This window comes from Caballeronia sp. LZ034LL (genome assembly GCF_031451215.1).
Classification (GTDB): domain Bacteria; phylum Pseudomonadota; class Gammaproteobacteria; order Burkholderiales; family Burkholderiaceae; genus Caballeronia.
In genome coordinates this window covers 2,784,891-2,806,161 of sequence record NZ_JARUXR010000001.1, presented here as the reverse complement: position 1 = coordinate 2,806,161, position 21,271 = coordinate 2,784,891, and the positions used below count along the sequence as shown (strand labels likewise).

Sequence of the window (21,271 nt, the reverse complement as noted above, 5' to 3'; positions counted from 1 at the left end):
GTGCGGCGCGCCGGAAGCCATGTCGCCGCGGTTGTCATTGCGCCGCCGTGGAAGCGGGCAGCGTCGCGCGCACCCGGTAGGCAAGCGACGGATTGCTGTCGATGATCTGCCATTGTCCCCATTCGCCCGGCTTGAGCACGAGCCCCGGATGCGCGCCGCTCACCTGGCGCGGCACCGGCGGCAGCTTGCAGCCGGATGGCGAGGCGCGTGTGCTGTCGTCCTGCAGGGTTTCCTGGGCGTCGATGGCGAGCGTGATGTCATCGGCGCTGGCGTGGGTCGGGGAGACGGTGAGCGTGCGTTGCAGATCGATCTCGCCTGCGGGCTGATCCGCGCAGCCGACGCGGTTCTGCACCTTGTTGTGATGCGTTTCCGTGCGGGCCTGTCCGACATTGGTCGTGCCCGAGAAGCTGTCGATCTGCTGCCCGTCGCGCACGACCTGCAGTTCCCACTGCACCGGCTGCGGCGCCGTGCTTTGCGCGCAGGCGCTGAAGGCGGCGAGGCCGGCTCCCGTGGCAAGCGCGAGATTCACAAAGGCGGTTCGTATCGTTGTAGGCATTGAAAGCGACTCCTGCGCGCGGACTGTTCGGATAGCGGCGCGCCCGGCGGGCGGCGGCTGGATCGGCGTTCCCCGGCAACTTCTTCTGACACGGCGACACGGCGCCGGTTCAGCGCGCCGCTGAAACACGCACGTGGGGTCGGCCGGCACATCGCTCAACCCCGGCACCTGAAAGAGCATGTTTCGAACCCGCCAGCCGCGCGATCCCGACGATGATACTAGCCCACGCAAAACACGGCTTTGCCGGTGAGGCCATGTGCTTCGGATTGGCAGCACACGCGCGAGACTGCTCGCTTGCACGGCCTTTTGGCGTCGCTACACTGGACTCACCGACCAGAACAAAGACGGGGTGCGACATGACGACGGCCGTGGTGAAACAGGAACTCGCGGTGGCATCGTTCAGCAAGGTCTACAGTCTCGACGACGTGGAGACCGCGCTCAACGAGTTGTCCGAGGGCGCAAGCGAAGCCCTGCGCGCCACCTACGAAAAAATGCTCAAGGTAGGCAATCTGCGCTTCTGCGTGAAGCCGAACCGCATGCCGTCCATCGACGACCTCGCGGCCAGCCTGCCGAACTTCGAGGAGCCGCTCGACGACATCCGCAAGCAGATCGCGCTGTGTCTCGAAACCGATGACCGGCTCGAACTCATGCCCATGTTGCTGCTCGGCGAACCGGGCATCGGCAAGACGCATTTCGCGAAACAACTGGCGCGGCTGCTCGGCACGACGTCTCACTATGTGGCGATGAGTTCGCTGACGGCCGGCTGGATCCTGTCGGGGGCGTCGTCGCAATGGCGCAATGCGAAGCCCGGCAAGGTCTTCGATGCCCTCGTGAACGGCAGCTATGCGAACCCCGTGATGACCGTCGATGAAATCGACAAGGCCACCGGCGACGCGCAATACGATCCGCTCGGCGCGCTGTACGCGCTGCTGGAGCACGACACGGCGCAGAGCTTCATCGACGAATTCGCCGAAGTGCCGGTCAACGCGGGCAATGTGGTGTGGATCGCCACCGCGAACGACGCACGCGCGATCCCCGAGCCGCTGCTGAACCGCATGAACGTGTACGAGATTCCGCCGCCCGACCGGGACGGTGCGCGCCGCATTGCGCAGGCCATCTACGCCGAGATCCGCGAGGCGCATGCATGGGGCGCGCGCTTCCCGGAAACCCTCGGCGATGCGCCGCTCGACGAGCTCACGCGGGCGTCGCCGCGCGGCATGCGGCGGGCGATGCTGAATGCATTCGGCAATGCGCGTATCGATGGCCGGCATCATGTCGAGGCGCGCGACATCCAGCTCGACCGTCATTCGCACAAGAAAGCCATGGGTTTCTAAAAAGCCGAAAATGGCGAAATTGCCAAAAACGCTCCAAAAACCTGGCAATTTCGACTTTTGGCGGCCAGATTCTTGCCTTTTTCCGAATTGCACCGGAAAACGATCCTAGTCGTGTGCGTTTGTTGTGTATTGCGCAATAGTCCCGCACGTAGAATAGCCAAGACGGAATGTGCGGCGGACAAGACATGGATCGGATCGAGTGTGTGGTCATCGGCGCGGGCGCAGTGGGACTGGCCATCGCCCGCGCGCTGGCGTTGCGCGGGCGCGAGGTCATCGTGCTGGAGGCGGGGGAGGGTATCGGCATCGGCACGAGTTCGCGCAACAGCGAAGTCATCCATGCAGGCATCTACTACCCGCGCGGCTCGCTGAAGGCCGAACTCTGCGTGCGCGGCCGCGACATGCTGTACGACTTCTGTCGCGCGCACGGCGTGCCGCACCGGCAATGCGGCAAGCTGCTGGTCGCCACGGCGCGTAACCAGGTGCCGCAACTCGCGGCGCTGGAACAGAAGGGCACCGAAAACCGCGTGAAGGGTCTGGTGCGCATCAGCGCCGCCCAGGCGAAGGAAATGGAGCCGCAGCTGGAGTGCGTCGAGGCAGTCTTCTCGCCGCTCACGGGCATCGTGGACAGTCATCAGTACATGCTTGCGCTGCAAGGCGAGGCCGAGCAGCACGGTGCGAACGTCGTGTTTCATACCCCGGTCACCAGCATCGATGCGCGCGAGGGCTGCTTCATCGTCGAGACGGGCGGCGCGTCGCCGGCGCGTTTTCGGGCGTCGTATCTGATCAACAGCGCCGGCCTGCACGCGAACGAAATCGCGAGTTCGATCCGCGGTCTGGATGACCGGCACGTGCCGCCGCTCTACTTCGCGAAGGGCAACTACTTCAGCGTGAGTGCCCGCACGCCCTTCGAGCGGCTCATCTATCCAATGCCCAACGAAGCCGGCCTGGGCGTTCATCTGACGATCGATCTCGGCGGACAGGCGAAATTCGGCCCGGACGTCGAATGGGTGCCGACGCTCAACTACGACGTCGATCCGCGCCGCGCCGACTCGTTCTATGCCGCGATCCGCGCGTACTGGCCGGGTCTGCCCGACGATGCGCTGCAACCCGCCTACGCCGGCATCCGGCCGAAGCTCTCGGGACCGGGCCAGGCCGCCGCCGATTTCATGATCCAGGGCAAGTCCGCGCATGGCGTGCCGGGGCTCGTGAACCTGTACGGCATCGAGTCGCCCGGCCTGACGGCATCGCTTGCGATCGGCGAGCGCGTCGCCGACATGACGCGCTAGATTACAGACGCCTTTCCGTCGATTCTTATCTCCGGCATTTGAAGTCCTCGACCCGCTTCCAGGTTGTTATGCTCGGTTGTCGCCGTCGCCAAGAACGGCGCAACCCCCCAATACACCATGGAGTGAGTCACCATGAAGACATCACGTCGCACGTTCATTCTGACCAGCGTGGGCGTCGCCTCGACGCTCGCGCTCGGCGCCCGCACCGCGTTCGCCGCGGATGCGGCGAAGGTTACGGAGAGCGATCCCACCGCTCAGGCGCTCGGCTACAAGGAAGACGCGAGCAAGGTGGACAAGGCCAAGTACGCCAAATATGCCGCCGGGCAGGACTGCGGCAACTGCCAGTTCTATCAGGGCAAGCCGACCGACGCCTACGCGCCGTGCCCGATGTTCAGCAACAAGCAGGTTGCGTCGAAGGGCTGGTGCAGCGCCTATGTGAAGAAGGCGTAACACGCCCCGCGACACCCCGCGCAGCGAACCGAAGCGCGCCCGGCCGGAAGTCCGGGCGCGCTTTTTCGTGTGCGCGATTCGCTTGATCGCGGATTAAGGCGTCTTTACACTCGCGAGGAAAAATCAGCCGCGCGTGCGAATCGGTGCAACAAAACGCGGACGGCACGAGACCAGCGGGGCCGTGTGTCGAAGCCGCAGCCGCAGCCCGACGCATGACGCATGACGCCCGCATCCATCGCAACCATCGCAACCATCGACCTCAGGGGAACGCATGCCCGCCAGACCACTGAACGCGCGCGCCGTGACGGCGGCTGTCATCGGCAACGCACTGGAGTGGTACGACTTCACGGTCTTCGGCTTCATGACGGTCGTCATCGCGCGGCTGTTCTTTCCGAGCGCGAGCGACTATTCGTCGATTCTCCTTACCACCGCGACGTTCGGCGTCGCGTTCGTCATGCGGCCGGTGGGCGGCATCGTGCTCGGCCTCTATGCGGATCGCGCCGGCCGCAAGGCGGCGCTGACGCTGGTCATCGGCCTGATGACGCTGGGCATCTTCCTGCTGGCCATCGCGCCGCCGTACTCGGCAATCGGCATCGGCGCGCCGCTCGTCATCGTGTTCGCGCGGCTGTTGCAGGGGTTCTCGGCGGGCGGGGAGTTCGGTAGCTCGACCGCGTTGCTGATCGAGGCGGCGCCCTTCTCCAAGCGCGGTCTCTACGGCAGTTTCCAGATGGCGAGCCAGGCGGCGTCGCTGCTGCTCGGCGCGCTCGTCGGCGCGGCGATCACGCGCGGGCTGTCTCCGCAGGCGCTCGATGCCTGGGGCTGGCGCGTGCCGTTCATCTTCGGGCTGATCATCGGTCCGATCGGCCTCTACATCCGCCGCAGCATGTCCGATACCGAAGCCTTCCTGCATGCGCGCAAGACCGCGCGGCGCGCGACGCTCGGCGAGGTCTTCGGCAGCCATGGCCGCGAAGTGCTGTGCGGGCTCGGCGCCGTGGTCGCGCTGACGGTGACGGTGTACGTGCTGATCGCCTATCTGCCGACCTTCGCCGTCAAGCAACTGAAGCTGCCGCTTGGACAGTCCTTCACGGCGCTGATCGTCGGCAACCTGCTGCTGACGGTGTTGTCGCCGATCGCGGGCGCATGGTCGGACCGCATCGGGCGCAAGGGTTTGTCGCTGTGGTCGCTCGGCATCACGTTCGTGGTGATCTATCCGCTGTTCGCGTGGCTCGCGGCCGAGCCCAGCGTGCTGCGGCTCGTGATCGTGCAGGCGCTGCTGTCGATCGCGCTCTCGGGCTACTATGGACCGTTCGGCGCGCTCATCGCCGAGCTGTTTCCCGCGCACATCCGCTCGACCGGACTCTCGCTCGCGTACAACATCGCGGTGATGATCTTCGGCGGCTTCGGGCAGTTCATCGTGACCTGGCTGATCCGCGTCACGGACTCTCAACTCGCGCCCACCTTCTATGTGATGGGCGGACTCGCGCTCTCGTTGATCGCGGTGGCGTGCATTCCCGCGACGCGCCACGCGGATGTCGACGAAGCGCGCGATCTCAATCGCTAGGCGACATCGAATGAAAGTGATCGAAAGCGGCAAGTTCAAGGCGGAGCGCGCGTGGGGCGCGCTCGACATCTGCGTGATGAACGGCACCTCGTGCCGGTTGCACTGGACCGACACGCCCTACAAGTGGCACGTCAACGACGGCGAGGAAGTGTTCGCCGTGATGCAGGGCGAAGTGCGCATGCATGTGCGCGGCCCCGAGGGCGAACGCGTGCTCACGTTGCGCGCCGGCGATATCTTCCACGCGCAGGCCGGCGACGAACACTGCGCCGAACCGGTCGGCGAGGCGCGCATTCTGGTGATCGAAAAAGAGGGAAGTGTCTGAAAAAGCGCTGGCCGTTCGGACAGGTGGCGCGCTGACGCGGCCGCCGGTGATACTGTGCCCGTCGATGTGCGATTCACGAGCGAGGGCAGGGCATGGTCAGAACGGTTGAGTTGATCGAGCGCGAGTACGAAGCGGCGCGTGCGGCTGATCGGCTGGGCGAGTGGGGAACCCTGCCGCTGCTCGAATCGGAAGAACTCGTCGTGATCTCGGTGCAGGCGCTGGCGCGCATGGCGTGGCGCGTGGAAGAAGCGGAGCGGCAGCTGGACAAGCGCTTGATCGAGGAGTCGTTTGCGTGGTTCGAGTCGCTCGGCTATACGGAGGAGATGTTCCTCGCCCCGGAAGATTTCGAGAGCGATGGTTCAACCCGGAAGTCGCGCGCCACGGAGCGTGCTGATGAGTCACGCAGCGTGGGCAGGGCAAAAGGATTGAAGACCGCGTTCGCCGGTTTTCTCGAAACGCTGTTCGCCAGACGCTCCGGGCAGGCCGGATGATGGCGCGCAGCATCCAGTTCTCGAAGCCAAGCTGGCATCACTACCATGCCTGGCGCGTGTCGGACGCGAAGATCTTCGAAAGAGTGACCGGGCTGATCAACGAGTGCTGCCGCAGCCCGTTTGCAGGACAGGGCAAGCCCGAACCATTGCGCTACAGGAAGGCGTGGGCGCGCCGCATCGACGGAAAGCATCGCTTCGTCTATCACGTCACGGACGCGCAGCTTCTGATTTACAGCTGTCGCGGGCGCTGCGAAGACGAAGACACCTAGCGTCCGCAACCGCGCCGGACCTTATCGTTCGAGCCCGGCCTTCACCAGCAATTCCGCCAGCACTTCGGTCATGTCGCCTCCGTGGGCCTCCGCGCGCTCCTTCAACTGCTTGACGAGCTTCTCGTCGAGCTTGCAGGCGAACGGCACGAGTCCCTTGGCCTGATCGAGCTTGCGCTGTTCACGGCGATCCAGCTTTGCTTCGTCGGCGGCGCCGATGCGGTTCTTTCCGCCCTGTTTGAGGTCGTTGGCAAGTTTGAATGCCTTGGTTTGTTCCAGCTGGAATTTGTTCACGCGATGCTCCGGGGCGGTTTGTTGCCAAAGTCTCGTATTGTACGGAACGCGCCGTGGCCAGCCGCGAAATGCTTCGTGACCGTTGTGACCGTTAACGGTCCGCGTCGGCCAGTGCGTCGATGCGCGCCCGCATGCGCCGCCAGTGCGAGCCTTCCCAGAACACGCGGTGGCATACGTCGCAGGTGACAAAGCGCGTATGTCGTTCGCGCACGCCATTGGGCACACGGCCGTCAATGTCGCCAGGGCCGGCTGGCCGCAACGGCGCATTGCACATCAGGCACAGCCGGAACGGCCGCGCGTGCGGCGCGAGCGTCAGCCTGTCCGCCAGCTCGCGCCATTGATCGTCGGCCTGCAACGTGCGTACATAGCAGCCGCGCAGCACCATGCGTCGCTTGAGCAATTCGCGGTCGCGCGTCAGCACGATGCGGTTCTCCGCCTGTGCAAGCCGCTCGATCTCTTCGTCGGGGAAGTTGTTGTCGTAGCACGTATCGAAGCCGGCGAGCCGCAGCAATTGCGCGAGACCACCGAGATGCGCATCGGCGACGAAGCGCAGGTCGGCGGCACGCAGGGCCGGGCGCAATAGCAGTTCGCCGCTGGCCATGTCCGTTGCCGCGTGCCTCGCCGGATGGATCTCGACGAGATCGTCCGGTTCGATCTGCGCGTCGAAGCCCACCGGCCCGCCGTTCCTCAGGATCGCGCCGACTTCCGTGTGCGGCACACCGAGCGCCTCGATCACATGCTTGGCCGAGGACGTCGGCGCGAACTGGCATGCGAACGTGTGCCCGCGCTGCGGCCGCGCGAGGAAGTCGTTCAATTCGCCGTGAAAGTGAAAGCGCGCCTCGACCATGCGGGCAGTATCGCATCGGGCGCTCCGGCGCGCTGCCGGTCGATGTGCTTAACTGAGGCTCGAACCGAAACGGGCCACGAAGGAGTCATGGGACATGGATATCGGATTTATCGGACTGGGCGAGATGGGCGGCGCGATGGCGAGCAACGCGCTGAAGGCCGGGCACACGGTGCGCGTGTGGAACCGGTCGCGCGAAAAGACCCGCGTGCTCGCGGACCAGGGTGCATCGGTGGTGGATACGCCTGAACAGGCTTTTGCCGGCGACGCCGCATTCTCCATGCTGGCCGACGATCACGCGCTGCGTTCCGTGCTCGTCGAGGGCGCCTTGCTGCGGCGCGCGCCGAAGGGGCTCGTGCACGTGAACATGGCCACTATCTCAGCGGCGCTTGCCGTCGAACTGACGGAGTTGCACGCGCAGCACGGCATTGCGTACGTCGCCGCGCCCGTGCTCGGACGGCCGGACGTCGCGGCGGCGGGCAAGCTCAACATCCTTGCGGCGGGCGCGGCTGACGCCATCGATCGCGTGCAGCCGGTGCTCGACGTGCTCGGCCAGAAGACCTGGCGCGTCGGCGATGAACCGCAGCACGCCAACGTGCTCAAGCTCGCGGCGAATTTCATGCTGGCCTCGGCGATCGAGTCGTTCGGCGAAGCGGCCGCGCTGGTGACGGGCCACGGCGTGGCGTCCCATACCTTGCTAGATGTCATCACGAACTCGCTGTTTCCGGGACCGGTGTACGCGGGCTACGGCAAGATGATCGCCGAGCAGCGCTATGAACCGGCGCTGTTCAAGGCGCGTCTCGGCCTGAAGGACGTACGCCTGGCCATCGCCGCCGGGGAGGCCGTCAATGTGCCGCTGCCCGTGGCGAGCGTCGTGCGCGACAACCTCATCGATGCCCTCGCGCACGGCGACGGGGAGAAGGATTTCGCCGTGCTCGGTCAGGTGGCGGCGCGCCGGGCGGGACGCTGAAGGCTGGCTTATTTACTCGGACAGCGTGCCTTCGGGATTTGCTTGCGCCGCCTCTCGCGGACGGCATAATGCGAATCCCTTTCACCTCTCCGCCGCGCCGCAATGAACCTGCATGTCTGGTGGCTGTTCGTCGCCACTGTATTCGTCGTCTCCGCGATTCCCGGTCCCAACATGCTGCTCGTGATGACGCACGGCGCGCGTCACGGCCTCAGGCGCTCCACGGCCACGATGGCCGGCTGTCTCGCCGCGCTGATCGCCATGCTGTCGGTATCGGCGGCGGGGCTGGGGGTGTTCCTCGAAGCCTGGCCACGTCTCTTCGATGCCTTGCGCATGCTCGGCGCGGCCTATCTCGTCTGGCTCGGGGTGAAAAGCTGGCGCGCGAAAACCGGCGCGGTCGAGATCCGCGACGAGACTGACAGCTCCAGCCAGACCGTCCATTCGCCCCGTCGCTTTGTGCTCTTTCGCAATGGCTTCTTCGTTGCCGGCAGCAATCCGAAGGCGATCCTCTTCGCGGCGGCGCTGCTGCCGCAGTTCATCGATGCAAGCCGTCCCGTCTTGCCGCAATTCGCGGTGCTCGTTTCGACTTTCGCGGTCATCGAGGTGAGCTGGTACGCGGTCTATGCGGGTCTGGGTGCGCGCATTGGCGACCGGCTCAGGAGCGCGAGCGTCGCGCAGGCATTCAACCGTCTGACGGGCGGCGTGTTCGTCGGCTTCGGCGCGATGATGGCGCTGGTGCGCCACTGAATGCCACTGAGCCAATCGTCTGCTCGAACGGGTGCATGATTTGCTCCGTTAGCCATGCTTCATTCGGTTGCGAACAGACATTCGCTTCCGCCGGGCGGATAGTGGCGCTCGTCCACCGGTTGGCGGCGAACCTAACAAGAACAGATAAAAAGGAGGCGCCTGATGCATTCGACTGTCCGACGCGTGACTCGCGCCACGCTGCTCGCATTGGGTGGCGCCGCGCTCGCGCTCACTTCGACCGCCCGGGCCGACGACACCCCCAGTCCCTGTAATGCGCTCAAGCGCATCGTGGCCGCCGCGCCGAATTTCGCGTCGCTTACGCCGCTCGATGGCCGACCTATCGCCCTGCCATACGGCGACGACGCGCAGTGCGCCGCATCGCAGTCAAACTACCGCTGCACCTGGACGCCGCATGGCGGCGCGAGCGCCGACGCCTTGCAGAGCGTCGCGGCCGACATCGCGGCCTGTCTTCCGGACGCGACGCACGATCAGAATTCGCCCGCCCGCCAGCATTTCTATCTCGGTGCACGCGGTGCGCGCACGGAGATCACGGCGGCGCAGGCGGGTTCGAACCGCTTGAAACTCGAAGTCTCCGGATCACGCTGAGGCCATCGTGAGCAAGCGCATCCTCATAGCCGATGACGACGACGATGCGCTCGCAGGCCTCGCCCACTTGCTGACCGCGATGGGATACGAAGTGGCGCTGGCGGGAAACGGGGCGCAGGCGGTGGAAGTGGCCGCGCAGTTCGCGCCGGATGTGGTGATCCTGGATCTGGGCATGCCGATGGTCGACGGTCTGGCGGCGGCGCGCGAGCTGCGGCTTCTGCCGCACGGCCACTCGATGATGCTGGTGGCGCTGACCGGCTGGGGCCAGCCGCAGCATCGCGAGATGACGCTCGACGCCGGTTTCGACGTGCATCTCGTCAAGCCGATTGCTGCAGATCAGCTGCAATTTATCCTGTCGATGACACAGCCGTGAAAGGGCAGGACTGTGGAACCGGCGCAACAACCTATGTTGCGTTGCATCATAAGCGTCGGTATAGTCGTTCCTGTCTCCTCCATGTCTCCACTGATATGGATTCAGCCCGCCCACCAGGCGGGCTTTTTTTCGTCCGCAGCTTTTGATGCGGCGATGCGTCGAGACAACAAAAAGGCCGGTGCGCGTCGATGCGCACCGGCCTTTCGTCATTCCAGCGCGGCAATCAGCGCGCGAGACCCGCTTCTTCGTCAGCGCCGATGGCCAGGTTCATGCACTGGATCGCCGCACCCGATGCGCCCTTGCCCAGATTGTCCAGCCGCGCCACGGTGACGAAGCGCTCAGCGTTGCCGAACACGAAGATATCGACGCGATTGGTGTCGTTGCAGGCCTGCACGTCGAAGAAACCGGCGTCGAGGTTGCTGTCGGCGTCGAACGGCATCACGCGGACGAACGGCTCGTTGTTGTAGTACTCGGCGAGCACGTCGCGCACGTCCTGCGGCGTGGCGGGACGCGTGAGCTGATCGGGCGAGAAGTACGTCGTGACGGCCAGGCCCTTGAGGAACGGGCCGACGATCGGCGTGAAGACCGGCGCGCGCTTCAGTCCCGTGCGCACCGACATCTCCGGCAAATGCTTGTGCGTCAGGCCGAGCGCGTAGGCGCGCGGGCTCATCAGCAGTTCATTGCCGCCCGCTTCATACTCCGCGATCATTTTCTTGCCGCCGCCGCTGTAGCCGGTGATGGAGTAGGCGTGCGCGTCGAAATCGGCGGGAACGAGACCGCTCGCAACCAGCGGCTGCACCGACAGCACGAAGGCCGAAGCATGGCAGCCCGGCACGGCGATCCGTTTGGCCGTGCGCAGACGCTCGCGCTGCGCGCGCGCAAGTTCCGGCAGGCCGTAGGCCCAGTCGTCCTGGGTACGGAACGCGGTGCTCGCGTCGATCATCACGGTGCGCGTGTTGCCGGAATCGACGAGTGAAACCGATTCGCGCGACGCGACATCCGGCAGACACAGGAACGTCACGTCGGAAGCGTTGATGAGGCGGCGGCGCTCCTCGACGTCCTTGCGCTTCGCATCCTCGATGCGCAACACCTCGATGTCACGGCGTTGCGACAGATATTCAAAAATCTTCAGGCCGGTGGTGCCTTCCTGTCCGTCGACAAATACTTTCGTGGTCATCTCGATCTCGCTGGTTCGTGCGGCCGCTCGCCGCAAAACCGCTATTTTAAGGCGATTCCGAGGCGGCCTCATGTCCGCCGTTTTCAGGGGCGGGCGATGCGGGCGCATTGCTCGTCCAGCGCGCCGTCACGGCCGCGATGCGCGCGCCGAATGCCTTCGCGGTTTCGAGATCGCCGGGCGGAGGCGCTTCGTCGGGCGACGCGTCCGCGGGCGATTGCGTCAGCAGGCCCGTGAAGCCGCCGATGAAGTTCAGGTCGTTGCGGGTGGCCGCCTTCGTGTTCGACGGCATCATGCCGGTGCCGGCCCAGACCATGCCGTGCTGCATCGCCAGGGTGACGAAGTAGGAGATGGTCAGGAACTTGTCGCCGTTCATGTGCGCGGAATTGGTGAAGCCCGCCGCGATCTTGTCCTTCCATTTCTGCGCGAACCAGGGTTTGGAGCTGGCGTCGGCGAATTTCTTGAAGTCGGCGGACGGTCCGCCCATGTACGTGGGCGCACCGAAGACGATGGCATCGGCGGCGTCGAGGTCGGCCCACGCGGCGTCGTCGAGATCGGCGACGGCGATCAGCGTGACGCTCGCGCCCGCTTCGGTCGCGCCGGCGAGTACGGCTTCGGCGACCTTCTTCGTGTGGCCGTAGCCGCTGTGATAGACGATGGCAATAGTCGGCATGATGGCCTTGTGTCTGTCCACGTCGGGCAGCCGGCGGTCAGCATGCATGGGAGGGCGCCAGCGCGCCTTGCCGGAATGTGACGCCGCCGGACGGTGGAGAACGGTGGGGAAGGGTTCCGGCCAGTCTAGCAAAGTCGGCCGGCCGCTTACCGGCGCGACCGCACGGTCGGCGACGTTACCGCTAGCGGCCGTAACTGAACGTCAGCTGTGCTGTGGCGATGGCCATCGTGCGGATCTCGTGCTCGAACATCAGCGCCGGGGTGCCCTGGCGCAGCCGCAGGTCGTCGCTGTCGAGCGCGTACACCGTCACCACGTAGCGGTGCGCCTTGCCGGGCGGCGGGCACGGGCCGCCGTAGCCGTCGGTGTCCCAGTCGTTGCGGGCCTCGATCGCGCCCATCTTGCGCAGTACGCCCGAGGCGCTCGCGTTGTTCGGCAGGCGCTCGGTGCCGCCGGGAATGCCCGCGACCGCCCAGTGCCACCAGCCGCGCCCGGGCGCGTCCGGATCGAAGATGGTGACGGCGAAGCTGCGCGTGTTCGCCGGCGCGCCGCGCCAGGAGATCTGCGGCGAACGGTTGCCGCCCGTGCAGCCGGCCTGGTCGAACAACAGGTCGCGGCCGATGGGCTTGCCCGGCGCAAGGTCCGTGCTGCTCACGGTGAAGGCGGTGTCGGCCGCCGCTTCGCCTGAAAAAGGCAGCGCCGCGGCGGCGCCGAGGATTAAAAGGACAGATGCGACCAGGCCACTCGATTCCCCGCTTCGACCAGTAAGGCGCATGGGCGAACTCCTTTCAAAATCGTTGCGGTTAATCTGCGATTCGCTGACCGAAACGACGTTTTTTGTCTCATGGATGCGCTTCTTGACAGGTTGCAGTTTAACATTGCAACAAAGGTTTAAAGCCTTTATCGCTTGAGACTTAGCCAGTGGCCTGGGTTTGTTTTGCTTTTGGGCGGAAAGCGAGCGGGATGGCGAGGCCGGTCTTTTCCGAACATTTTGAATGAAAAAATGAATAATTCGATGCAAATTCGCGCGGCATGCAAACCATCCATTTACGGGAGATTTGAATGAGCCAGCGAATAACCGTCATCATTGCAGACGATCATCCCGTGATTTTGTTCGGCGCCACGCAGGCGCTCAGCAAGTTTCCCGAAATCGATGTTGTGGGCCAGGCGCGCCAGTCGACCGAACTCATTCAGCTCCTGCAGAAGACGCCCTGCGACGTCCTCGTGACCGATCTCGCCATGCCCGGCGGCTCGTACGGCGACGGCATGCCGCTGCTCGGCTATATCGGGCGGCAGTTTCCGCGCGTGAAGCTCGTGGTGCTGACCATGCTCGAGAATCCGGCGCTGCTCAAGCGTCTGCGCGAGGTGGGCGTCATGTCCATCATCAACAAGGCCGACGACATGAACCACATCGGCTGGGCCATCCAGCACGTGATGCGGGCCCAGGAATATCTCGGGCCGTCCGTCAAGGCGGCGCTCGACAGCATGGGCCTCGCCACGAACGGACAGCAGCGCGGCGTGATTCTGTCGAAACGCGAACTTGAGGTCGTGCGCCTGTTTGTCTCGGGCATGACCATTACGGAAATCGCTGCGCAGTTACGACGCAGTATCAAGACCATCAGCACGCAAAAGAATACGGCCATGCGAAAACTCGGCATCGAACGGGATTCCGAATTGTTTCAATATGCGCAGAGCAACGGATTAATGAATCTCTCGGCCTATTCCGGCGACGGCAGTATCGACGATTCTCCGATTTCAAGCTCGCACACGCTGTAAGCGCTATATCGCGGAATAAATAAAAAAGCCGCTGACTCAGTCAGCGGCTTTTTTTCGGCGTTTTTTTGTCAACCGCTTTAGCCTGGCTTTTGCTTTAACGCAGCCTTCAAACAAAAACGCTTATTGCGGAGCAGCGGTCGCGCCGCCGTGAGCAGCCGACCATTCGGCAGGCGAATGCAGGAATTTCTCGACTTCATCCAGCGTCTTCGTTTCGAAGTAACCCTGCTCCTTCGCGACACGCAGGACGTCCCACCACGTGGCGAGCGCGTGCAGATCAACGTCGATATCCTTCAGGACCGACACGCTTTCCTTGAAGATGTTGTAGTGGAACAGCACGAAACAGTGATTCACGGTCGCGCCGGCGGTGCGCAGCGCGTTGATGAAGTTGATCTTGCTGCGGCTGTCGGTCGTCAGGTCTTCGACCAGCAGCACGCGCTGGCCTTCCGTCAGCAAACCTTCGATCTGCGCATTGCGTCCGAAGCCCTTCGGCTTCTTGCGCACGTACTGCATCGGCACCATCAGGCGGTCGGCGATCCACGCGGCGAACGGAATGCCGGCCGTTTCGCCGCCCGCGACGGCGTCGATCTGCTCGTAGCCGACGTCGCGCAGGATGGTCGACTCGGCCATTTCCATCAGGCCGCGGCGCACGCGCGGGTAGGAAATCAGCTTGCGGCAATCGATATACACCGGGCTCGCCCAGCCGGACGTGAAGATGTACGGTTTTTCCGCGTTGAAGTGCACCGCCTGGACTTCGAGGAGCATCTTGGCGGTGGTGTCGGAGATCGTCTGGCGATCGAAGCCTGTCATGGGCGAATCCTTGGACTTGATGTGACGCTTGCTGAGCGTGGAGGCGGCCGTGAGGGCCTTCGGCGCGGGTTCGCGCGGGTTCGGCGCAACAAGCCGCTCGACGACGGGCTGTTGACGTGTGCCGCGCGTGCCGGCGGGACGAAGCGCTGTGGCGCCCGAGTCCCGAACCTTGCGGAGCCAGCCCGAGATTTTACCCGAGGCGGCGTGCCGGGGCGAGGACCCTGGCCGAACGGACGGCCTCCCGGATGACTCCGCACAACTCCGCTCAAGGCGCGCCTGGCCGCTCAAATCCGACGAAACGGACACGGCAGGCGCCGGAACATTCGCTGAAACGTTGCATCGCGTCATTTCAAAAGCGGGGTGTACACTGGACGTCCAAAAAATTCCGAAGGCTCCGTCTGCTCGTCCCATCCGGCCAGCGGCATGTTGCGTCTACCCGGCGCGTCGGGCCTGTGAACCTGGTCCATCGATTCACATTCCCGCACTCACGGTAGCGGTCGACGGCAGTGTGAACCCTGTTCAAATAATTTCCAACGTCTCAGGTCAATCATGGACGAACAACTGAAGCAAAGCGCCCTCGCGTATCACCAGAATCCGCGTCCGGGCAAGATCTCGGTCACGCCGACCAAACCCCTGTCCAACCAGCTCGACCTCTCGCTCGCGTATTCGCCGGGCGTGGCGGCCGCGTGCATGGCGATCTACGACGAACCGCTCGACGCGCAGAAGTACACCTCGCGCGCCAATCTCGTCGGCGTCGTGACGAACGGCACGGCGGTGCTCGGTCTCGGCAACATCGGCCCGCTCGCGGCCAAGCCGGTGATGGAAGGCAAGGGCTGTCTGTTCAAGAAGTTCGCGGGCATCGACGTGTTCGACATCGAGCTGGCGGAAACCGATCCGGACAAGCTCGTCGATGCCATCGCGATGCTCGAGCCGACGCTCGGCGGCATCAACCTCGAGGACATCAAGGCGCCGGAATGCTTCTATATCGAGAAGAAGCTGCGCGAGCGCATGAAGATTCCCGTCTTTCATGACGATCAGCACGGCACGGCGATCATTGCGTCGGCGGCGATTCTCAACGGCCTGAAGGTGGTCGGCAAGAAGCTGGACGAAGTGAAGCTCGTGTGCTCGGGCGCCGGTGCGGCGGCCATTGCGTGCCTGGACTTGCTGGTGCACCTCGGCCTGAAGAAGTCGAACACGCTGGTGATCGACTCGAAGGGCGTGATCTATGAAGGCCGCGGCAATCTGGACGCATCGAAGGAACGGTATCAGGCGAGCACCGACGCGCGCACGCTCGGCGATGCGATGCACGGCTGCGACGTCTTCCTCGGCTGTTCGAGCGCCGGCGTGCTGAAGCCGGAGATGGTCGTGACGATGGCGGACAAGCCGCTGATTCTCGCGCTGGCCAATCCGGAACCGGAAATCCGTCCGGAAGAGGCGAAGAAGGTGCGTCCGGACTGTATCGTCGCGACGGGCCGTTCGGACTATCCGAACCAGGTCAACAACGTGCTGTGCTTCCCGTTCATCTTCCGCGGCGCGCTGGATGTCGGCGCGACCACCATCACGGAAGAGATGAAGCTCGCGTGCGTGCATGCGATCGCCGAACTCGCGGAAGAAACCGATCAGGGCGATGAAGTCGCGAAGGCCTATGAAGGTCACTCGCTCGAATTCGGTCCGGAATATCTGATTCCGAAGCCGTTCGATCCGCGCCTGATCATCAAGATCGCGCCGGCGGTTGCGCAGGCCGCGATGGATTCGGGCGTCGCGACGCGTCCGATCAAGGACATGGACGCCTATCGCGAGACGCTCGGCGCAACCGTGTATCGCACGGGCATGGTGATGCGTCCGGTGTTCGTGGCGGCGAAGGCCGCGCCGGCGCGCATCGTGTTCGCGGAAGGCGAGGACGAGCGCGTGCTGCGCGCCGCGCAGTTCGTGCTGCTGGAGAAGATTGCGAAGCCGATCATCGTCGGCCGGCCGGCGGTGGTGGAAATGCGTCTGCAGAAGATGGGCTCGAAGCTGAAGCCGGGCACCGATTTTGAGATCGTGAATCCGGAGGACGATCCGCGCTACCAGAAGAGCTGGCAGGCGTACCACGAGATCGCCGCGCGCGACGGCGTGACGCCTGAAGGCGCGAAGGCCGCGCTGCGCAAGTTCAACACGCTGATCGGCGCGATCCTGATCCATACGGGCGACGCGGACGGCATGATCTGCGGCCTGATCGATACGTATCAGGACCATCTGAAGTTCGTCGATCAGGTGCTCGGCAAGGCGGAAGGCGCGAACAACTTCGCGGCGATGAACCTGTTGATGCTGCAGGGACGCAATCTGTTCATCAGCGACACTTACGTCAACGAATCGCCGACCGCCGAGCAGCTCGCCGACATGACGATTCTCGCCGCGCGCGAGATCGAGCGCTTCGGTGTGCAGCCGAAGGTGGCGTTGCTGTCGAACTCGAACTTCGGCAGCGTGCCGAGCGCGTCGAGCAAGCGCATGGCCGAGGCGCGCAAGCTGATTGCCGAGCGCGCGCCGACGCTGGAAGTGGACGGCGAAATGCACGGCGATGCCGCGCTGTCGGAGGCGGTGCGCAAGGCGTCGTTCCCGGGCACGACGTTGACGGGCGAAGCCAACCTGCTGATCATGCCGAACGTCGAAGCGGCGAACATCACCTACAACCTGCTCAAGATGGTGAGCGGTGAGGGCGTGACGGTGGGTCCGTTCCTGCTGGGCGCCGCCAAGCCGGTGCATATCCTGACGCCGGCGGCGACCGTGCGGCGGATCATCAACATGACCGCGGTGGCGAGCGCGAATGCGAGCGTCGCGAAGGCGAAGTAACGATGATGTGATGTAAGAACGGCGATCCGGGTGACCGGATCGCCGTTTTTTTTGGGTGCTGCGAATAGGCGGACGAACTTATAGCGGGTTTAGCGAGTTTAGGGATTTTCGATAACTTCCCTAAACTCGCTTTGACTGGCCTCACGCCACCTGCCGCGTTTCCCCGCCTTCCCCACTCCGCCACCGCGCCAGCAACTTCTCCCACTTCACCTTCGCGGCCTTCACGTTGTTTTCCTTGATGTGGCCGTAACCGCGCATCGAATCGGGCAGGCTCGCCAGTTCGATCGCCAGCGGCAACTTCTCGACCGTGAGCCCGTCGATGATCTCCCGCACCAGCGCCTCGTACTCGCCGATCAACGCACGCTCCATCTTCCGTTCTTCGGTACGACCAAACGGATCGAGCCCTGTGCCGCGCAGGAACTTGAGCCGGGCGAGCACCCGCATCGCGGACATCATCCACGGGCCGTACTGTTTCTTGATCAGATGCCCGTGCGCGTCCTTCTTCGACGTGCTCGGCGGCGCGAGATGCATCTTGATCTTCCAGTCGCCCTCGAAGCTGCTCTTCACTTTTTCGATGAACGCCGGGTCCGCATACAGCCGCGCGACTTCGTATTCGTCCTTGTAGGCCATCAGCTTGTGCAGGTTCTTCGCGACGGCTTCCGTCAGCGCATACTGGCCATCGCCCATGCCGAGGCTGGCTTCGGCCGTCCGCACTTCCGCGACGATCCGCCCATACCGCGACGCATACGCGCTGTTCTGGTACTTCACGAGGTAGTCGAGACGCTTTTCGATCAGGCTGTCCAGCGCTTTCGGCGTATGCAGCGCGACGACCTTGCCCGCTGCGCTGTCCAACCCGCGCTGTCCCTGCGTGAGCCGCTGCACGGCGTCGATATCGTGCGCCGCGCGGCGTCCCCATTCGAACGCGGCGAGATTCTTCTCGACCTGCACCGCGTTTAGCTCGATCGCGCGCATCAGCGATTCATGCCGCAACGGCACCCAGCCCTTCTGCCACGCGAAGCCGAGCACGAACGGATTGGTATAGATCGCGTCGCCCATCAGCGCGACGGCAAAACGGTTCGCATCGACGAGCGCCACATGCTGGCCCGCCGCCGCGCGGATATCCGCCTCCGCGCTCGCGCCCGGGAAACTCCAGTTCGGGTTCTTGATGAAGTCGGCGGTCGGCGTCTGCGCGCTGTTCACGACCACGCGCGTATGGTCGGGCTGCATCCGCGAGCCGCATTCGTTGCTCGCCGTCACGATCGCATCGCAGCCGATCACCAGATCCGCCTCGCCCATCGCGATGCGGGTCGCATGAATGTCGGCAGGACGATTGGCGATCTGCACGTGGCTCATCACTGCGCCGCCCTTCTGCGCGAGACCGGTGACGTCGAGCACCGTGACGCCCTTTTGCTCCAAATGCGCCGCCATGCCGAGCAGCGCGCCGATCGTCACGACGCCCGTACCGCCCACGCCCGTCACCAGCACGCCGTACGGCCGCGCGATCTCGGGCAATTCGGGTGTCGGCACCGGGGGCATCGCATCGGCGCCGACGCTCGTCGCCTTCGGCTTCTTCAACTGCCCGCCTTCGATGGTGACGAAGCTCGGGCAGAAGCCGTTCACACACGAATAGTCCTTGTTGCAGGTCGACTGGTTGATCTGCCGCTTCGTGCCGAACTCGGTTTCCAGCGGTTCGACCGACAGGCAGTTCGACTTCACGGAACAATCGCCGCAGCCTTCGCAGACCGCCTCGTTGATGACGACGCGCTTCGCCGGATCCGGAAACGCGCCGCGCTTCCTGCGGCGGCGCTTTTCGGTCGCGCAGGTCTGGTCGTAGATCAGGATCGACGTGCCCGGCACCTCGCGCAACTGCCGCTGGATGTCGTCGAGCACGTCGCGGTGATGCACGTCGATGCCCGGTGCGAGACCGGTCGTCGCGGTGTACTTCCCCGGCTGATCCGTGACGATGACGATCTTCGCCGCGCCTTCCGCCGCCAGCTGATGCGTGATCTGCGGCACGGTCAGGACGCCGTCGACGGGCTGGCCGCCCGTCATCGCGACCGCATCGTTGTAGAGGATCTTGTAGGTGATGTTCACCTTTGCAGCGATCGCCGCGCGAATCGCGAGCAGGCCCGAATGGAAGTAGGTGCCGTCGCCGAGATTGGTGAAAACGTGCTTGTCGTTCGAGAACGGCGCCTGCCCGACCCACGCGACCCCTTCGCCGCCCATCTGGCTGAAGGTGCTCGTGTTGCGGTCCATCCAGACCGTCATGTAGTGGCAGCCGATGCCCGCCATCGCGCGCGAGCCTTCCGGCACGTTCGTCGACGTGTTGTGCGGACAGCCGGAACAGAACCACGGCTTGCGCTCCGCCTCGACGCGCGGTCTTGCCAGCGCCTTTTCCTTCGCGTCGATCACCGCGAGCCGCGTCGCGATGCGGGCGCGCACGTCGGCGGGCAGATCGAATTTCTCGAGACGCGTGGAGATGGCCTTCGCAATGATCGCCGGCGACAGTTCGTAGTGCGCGGGCAGCAGCCAGTTGCCCATCGGCACGGACCATTCACCGCCGGCGCCGTCTTTTTCGTCGAACTTGCCGTAGACGCGCGGGCGCTGGGCGTCCGGCCAGTTGTAGAGCTCTTCCTTGATCGCGTATTCGAGAATCTGGCGCTTTTCCTCGACGACCAGAATTTCCTCGAGACCGCGCGCGAATTCATGCGCGCCTTGCGCTTCGAGCGGCCACACGCAGCCGACCTTGTACAGCCGGATGCCGATCTGCGCGCAGGTGGCGTCATCGAGACCGAGATCGGTGAGCGCCTGGCGCACGTCGAGATATGCCTTGCCGCCGGTCATGATGCCGAAGCGCGCATGCGGCGAATCGATTTCCACCCGGTCCAGCTTGTTCGCCCGCACATAGGCGAGCGCGGCGTACCACTTGTAGTCGAGCAGACGCGCTTCCTGCACGAGCGGCGGGTCCGGCCAGCGAATATTGAGACCGCCTTCGGGCATCGCGAAATCGGTGGGAAGCACGATTTGCGTGCGATGCGGATCGATATCGACGGAAGCGGACGATTCCACTACGTCGGTCACGCATTTCATCGCGACCCAGAGGCCGGAGTAGCGGCTCATGGCCCAGCCGTGCAGGCCGAAGTCGAGATAATCCTGCACGTTCGACGGAAACAGCACCGGCAGGCCGCACGCCTTGAAGATGTGCTCGGACTGATGCGCCAGAGTCGACGACTTCGCGGCGTGGTCATCGCCGGCGAGCACCAGAACGCCGCCGTGCCGCGCCGATCCCGCGGAATTGCCGTGCTTGAAGACATCGCCTGAACGGTCGACGCCGGGGCCCTTGCCGTACCACATCGAGAACACGCCGTCGTACTTGGCGCTCGGGTAGAGATTGACCTGCTGCGAGCCCCACACGGCGGTGGCGGCGAGGTCTTCATTCACGCCCGGCTGAAACACGACCTGATGGCCGGCGAGATGCTTCTTCGCCTTCCACAGAGACTGGTCGAGACCGCCAAGGGGAGAACCGCGATAGCCGGAGATGAATCCGGCCGTGTTGAGGCCGGCGGCCTTGTCGCGTTCCTGCTGGAGCATGGGCAGGCGCACCAGCGCCTGGATGCCGCTCATGTACGCGCGGCCGCGTTCGAGCGTGTATTTGTCGTCTAGCGTGACGGATTTCAGCGCGGCTTCTAGCGAAGCTCTTTGTTCTGCGTCTAGCGGGGCGTTCATTATGTGTCTTCCTCCACCCGAGGTTTGGGATCACCAAAGCATGTTTCGGGCCGTCCGCGTCTTGTGAACGCTCGGCCGCGACTTCCAGTGTGCCGATGCGACGGTTTTTCCGGCACTGGGGCAAACCCGTTTGAAATTACTCAACTAGCAGTGCTTTGCGTCAAATCCTTGACGATTTGACGGCAAACGGGA

Annotated in this window: 22 protein-coding genes; 14 read left to right on the top strand and 8 right to left on the bottom strand. The window is 64.3% G+C overall.

What is annotated here, in order from left to right:
- Positions 1-34: 34 nt before the first annotated feature.
- Positions 35-556, bottom strand: a complete 522-nt coding sequence (locus tag QCE83_RS12920; protein ID WP_309810509.1) for a hypothetical protein — start codon at positions 554-556, stop codon at positions 35-37.
- A 356-nt stretch (positions 557-912) separates the two neighbouring features.
- Between QCE83_RS12920 and QCE83_RS12915 the strand changes: the two genes are divergently transcribed.
- The 7 genes from QCE83_RS12915 (at position 913) to QCE83_RS12885 (ending at position 6,269) form a co-directional block, all read left to right on the top strand.
- A complete protein-coding gene (locus QCE83_RS12915; protein ID WP_309810506.1) occupies positions 913-1,890 on the top strand; it encodes an AAA family ATPase in 978 nt (325 codons plus the stop codon).
- A gap of 185 nt (positions 1,891-2,075) precedes the next feature.
- Positions 2,076-3,176 (top strand): NAD(P)/FAD-dependent oxidoreductase, encoded by a 1,101-nt coding sequence (locus QCE83_RS12910; RefSeq protein WP_309810503.1) that lies wholly within the window; start codon positions 2,076-2,078, stop codon positions 3,174-3,176.
- Positions 3,177-3,308: 132 nt separating this feature from the next.
- Positions 3,309-3,626 (top strand): high-potential iron-sulfur protein, encoded by a 318-nt coding sequence (locus QCE83_RS12905; protein WP_309810502.1) that lies wholly within the window; start codon positions 3,309-3,311, stop codon positions 3,624-3,626.
- A 271-nt stretch (positions 3,627-3,897) separates the two neighbouring features.
- Positions 3,898-5,187, top strand: a complete 1,290-nt coding sequence (locus QCE83_RS12900) for an MFS transporter (RefSeq protein ID WP_309810500.1) — start codon at positions 3,898-3,900, stop codon at positions 5,185-5,187.
- 10 nt (positions 5,188-5,197) lie between these two features.
- On the top strand, positions 5,198-5,509 hold the full coding sequence (locus QCE83_RS12895) for a cupin domain-containing protein (RefSeq protein ID WP_309810496.1): 312 nt from the start codon (positions 5,198-5,200) through the stop codon (positions 5,507-5,509).
- A gap of 110 nt (positions 5,510-5,619) precedes the next feature.
- Complete coding sequence (locus tag QCE83_RS12890; RefSeq protein WP_309810493.1) at positions 5,620-6,000, top strand: hypothetical protein; 381 nt, start codon at positions 5,620-5,622, stop codon at positions 5,998-6,000.
- The gene (locus QCE83_RS12885) at positions 5,997-6,269 is read left to right on the top strand and encodes a Txe/YoeB family addiction module toxin (RefSeq protein WP_309810490.1); all 273 of its coding nucleotides are present in this window, start codon (positions 5,997-5,999) and stop codon (positions 6,267-6,269) included. Before QCE83_RS12890 ends, QCE83_RS12885 begins: the two co-directional genes overlap by 4 nt.
- 21 nt (positions 6,270-6,290) lie before the next feature.
- On the opposite strand, the gene QCE83_RS12880 is transcribed toward QCE83_RS12885, so the two are convergent.
- Positions 6,291-6,560 carry a hypothetical protein gene (locus QCE83_RS12880; protein WP_309810488.1) on the bottom strand — a complete coding sequence of 90 codons (270 nt, stop codon included), beginning with the start codon at positions 6,558-6,560 and terminating at the stop codon, positions 6,291-6,293.
- Between the two features lie 91 nt (positions 6,561-6,651).
- Positions 6,652-7,407 carry a Mut7-C RNAse domain-containing protein gene (locus QCE83_RS12875; protein ID WP_309810486.1) on the bottom strand — a complete coding sequence of 252 codons (756 nt, stop codon included), beginning with the start codon at positions 7,405-7,407 and terminating at the stop codon, positions 6,652-6,654.
- A gap of 94 nt (positions 7,408-7,501) precedes the next feature.
- Between QCE83_RS12875 and QCE83_RS12870 the strand changes: the two genes are divergently transcribed.
- From QCE83_RS12870 to QCE83_RS12855, 4 genes are all read left to right on the top strand, one after another.
- Positions 7,502-8,374, top strand: a complete 873-nt coding sequence (locus QCE83_RS12870) for an NAD(P)-dependent oxidoreductase (protein ID WP_309810484.1) — start codon at positions 7,502-7,504, stop codon at positions 8,372-8,374.
- A 102-nt stretch (positions 8,375-8,476) separates the two neighbouring features.
- The gene (locus QCE83_RS12865) at positions 8,477-9,118 is read left to right on the top strand and encodes a LysE family translocator (protein ID WP_309810482.1); all 642 of its coding nucleotides are present in this window, start codon (positions 8,477-8,479) and stop codon (positions 9,116-9,118) included.
- 162 nt (positions 9,119-9,280) lie between these two features.
- On the top strand, positions 9,281-9,724 hold the full coding sequence (locus QCE83_RS12860) for a hypothetical protein (protein ID WP_309810478.1): 444 nt from the start codon (positions 9,281-9,283) through the stop codon (positions 9,722-9,724).
- Between the two features lie 7 nt (positions 9,725-9,731).
- Complete coding sequence (locus QCE83_RS12855) at positions 9,732-10,097, top strand: response regulator (RefSeq protein ID WP_309810474.1); 366 nt, start codon at positions 9,732-9,734, stop codon at positions 10,095-10,097.
- A 223-nt stretch (positions 10,098-10,320) separates the two neighbouring features.
- On the opposite strand, the gene argC is transcribed toward QCE83_RS12855, so the two are convergent.
- The 3 genes from argC to QCE83_RS12840 all read right to left on the bottom strand — a co-directional run bounded on the left by argC (position 10,321) and on the right by QCE83_RS12840 (position 12,596).
- The gene (gene argC, locus QCE83_RS12850) at positions 10,321-11,274 is read right to left on the bottom strand and encodes an N-acetyl-gamma-glutamyl-phosphate reductase (RefSeq protein WP_309810471.1); all 954 of its coding nucleotides are present in this window, start codon (positions 11,272-11,274) and stop codon (positions 10,321-10,323) included.
- Between the two features lie 46 nt (positions 11,275-11,320).
- Entirely contained in the window at positions 11,321-11,944 is a 624-nt protein-coding gene (locus QCE83_RS12845) for a flavodoxin family protein (RefSeq protein WP_309811719.1), read from the bottom strand.
- Between the two features lie 181 nt (positions 11,945-12,125).
- Complete coding sequence (locus tag QCE83_RS12840) at positions 12,126-12,596, bottom strand: YbhB/YbcL family Raf kinase inhibitor-like protein (RefSeq protein ID WP_309810469.1); 471 nt, start codon at positions 12,594-12,596, stop codon at positions 12,126-12,128.
- Here QCE83_RS12840 and QCE83_RS12835 point away from each other — a divergent pair.
- The gene (locus QCE83_RS12835) at positions 12,586-12,852 is read left to right on the top strand and encodes a hypothetical protein (RefSeq protein ID WP_309810466.1); all 267 of its coding nucleotides are present in this window, start codon (positions 12,586-12,588) and stop codon (positions 12,850-12,852) included. The genes QCE83_RS12840 and QCE83_RS12835 overlap by 11 nt on opposite strands.
- A gap of 151 nt (positions 12,853-13,003) precedes the next feature.
- Positions 13,004-13,717: a response regulator gene (locus tag QCE83_RS12830; RefSeq protein ID WP_309810463.1), complete on the top strand. Its 714-nt coding sequence runs from the start codon at positions 13,004-13,006 to the stop codon at positions 13,715-13,717.
- 120 nt (positions 13,718-13,837) lie between these two features.
- Here the strand turns inward: QCE83_RS12830 and QCE83_RS12825 are convergent, their stop codons facing one another.
- Positions 13,838-14,524, bottom strand: a complete 687-nt coding sequence (locus QCE83_RS12825) for an orotate phosphoribosyltransferase (protein ID WP_309810461.1) — start codon at positions 14,522-14,524, stop codon at positions 13,838-13,840.
- A 549-nt stretch (positions 14,525-15,073) separates the two neighbouring features.
- Here QCE83_RS12825 and QCE83_RS12820 point away from each other — a divergent pair.
- Complete coding sequence (locus QCE83_RS12820; RefSeq protein ID WP_309810457.1) at positions 15,074-17,353, top strand: NADP-dependent malic enzyme; 2,280 nt, start codon at positions 15,074-15,076, stop codon at positions 17,351-17,353.
- A gap of 141 nt (positions 17,354-17,494) precedes the next feature.
- Here QCE83_RS12820 and QCE83_RS12815 read toward each other — a convergent pair whose 3' ends face one another.
- Positions 17,495-21,079, bottom strand: a complete 3,585-nt coding sequence (locus QCE83_RS12815; protein ID WP_309810454.1) for an indolepyruvate ferredoxin oxidoreductase family protein — start codon at positions 21,077-21,079, stop codon at positions 17,495-17,497.
- Positions 21,080-21,271: the final 192 nt, after the last annotated feature.

What these genes read in the sequence shown, in the direction of transcription:
- QCE83_RS12915 (WP_309810506.1), top strand. Translation starts at nt 913, where the DNA reads ATGACGACGGCCGTGGTGAAACAGGAACTCGCGGTGGCATCGTTCAGC.
- QCE83_RS12830 (WP_309810463.1), top strand. Translation starts at nt 13,004, where the DNA reads ATGAGCCAGCGAATAACCGTCATCATTGCAGACGATCATCCCGTGATT.
- QCE83_RS12820 (WP_309810457.1), top strand. Translation starts at nt 15,074, where the DNA reads ATGGACGAACAACTGAAGCAAAGCGCCCTCGCGTATCACCAGAATCCG.
- QCE83_RS12905 (WP_309810502.1), top strand. Translation starts at nt 3,309, where the DNA reads ATGAAGACATCACGTCGCACGTTCATTCTGACCAGCGTGGGCGTCGCC.
- QCE83_RS12895 (WP_309810496.1), top strand. Translation starts at nt 5,198, where the DNA reads ATGAAAGTGATCGAAAGCGGCAAGTTCAAGGCGGAGCGCGCGTGGGGC.
- QCE83_RS12885 (WP_309810490.1), top strand. Translation starts at nt 5,997, where the DNA reads ATGATGGCGCGCAGCATCCAGTTCTCGAAGCCAAGCTGGCATCACTAC.
- QCE83_RS12825 (WP_309810461.1), bottom strand. Translation starts at nt 14,524, where the DNA reads ATGACAGGCTTCGATCGCCAGACGATCTCCGACACCACCGCCAAGATG.
- QCE83_RS12920 (WP_309810509.1), bottom strand. Translation starts at nt 556, where the DNA reads ATGCCTACAACGATACGAACCGCCTTTGTGAATCTCGCGCTTGCCACG.
- QCE83_RS12865 (WP_309810482.1), top strand. Translation starts at nt 8,477, where the DNA reads ATGAACCTGCATGTCTGGTGGCTGTTCGTCGCCACTGTATTCGTCGTC.
- QCE83_RS12870 (WP_309810484.1), top strand. Translation starts at nt 7,502, where the DNA reads ATGGATATCGGATTTATCGGACTGGGCGAGATGGGCGGCGCGATGGCG.
- QCE83_RS12860 (WP_309810478.1), top strand. Translation starts at nt 9,281, where the DNA reads ATGCATTCGACTGTCCGACGCGTGACTCGCGCCACGCTGCTCGCATTG.
- QCE83_RS12910 (WP_309810503.1), top strand. Translation starts at nt 2,076, where the DNA reads ATGGATCGGATCGAGTGTGTGGTCATCGGCGCGGGCGCAGTGGGACTG.
- QCE83_RS12845 (WP_309811719.1), bottom strand. Translation starts at nt 11,944, where the DNA reads ATGCCGACTATTGCCATCGTCTATCACAGCGGCTACGGCCACACGAAG.
- QCE83_RS12900 (WP_309810500.1), top strand. Translation starts at nt 3,898, where the DNA reads ATGCCCGCCAGACCACTGAACGCGCGCGCCGTGACGGCGGCTGTCATC.
- QCE83_RS12875 (WP_309810486.1), bottom strand. Translation starts at nt 7,407, where the DNA reads ATGGTCGAGGCGCGCTTTCACTTTCACGGCGAATTGAACGACTTCCTC.
- QCE83_RS12815 (WP_309810454.1), bottom strand. Translation starts at nt 21,079, where the DNA reads ATGAACGCCCCGCTAGACGCAGAACAAAGAGCTTCGCTAGAAGCCGCG.
- argC (WP_309810471.1), bottom strand. Translation starts at nt 11,274, where the DNA reads ATGACCACGAAAGTATTTGTCGACGGACAGGAAGGCACCACCGGCCTG.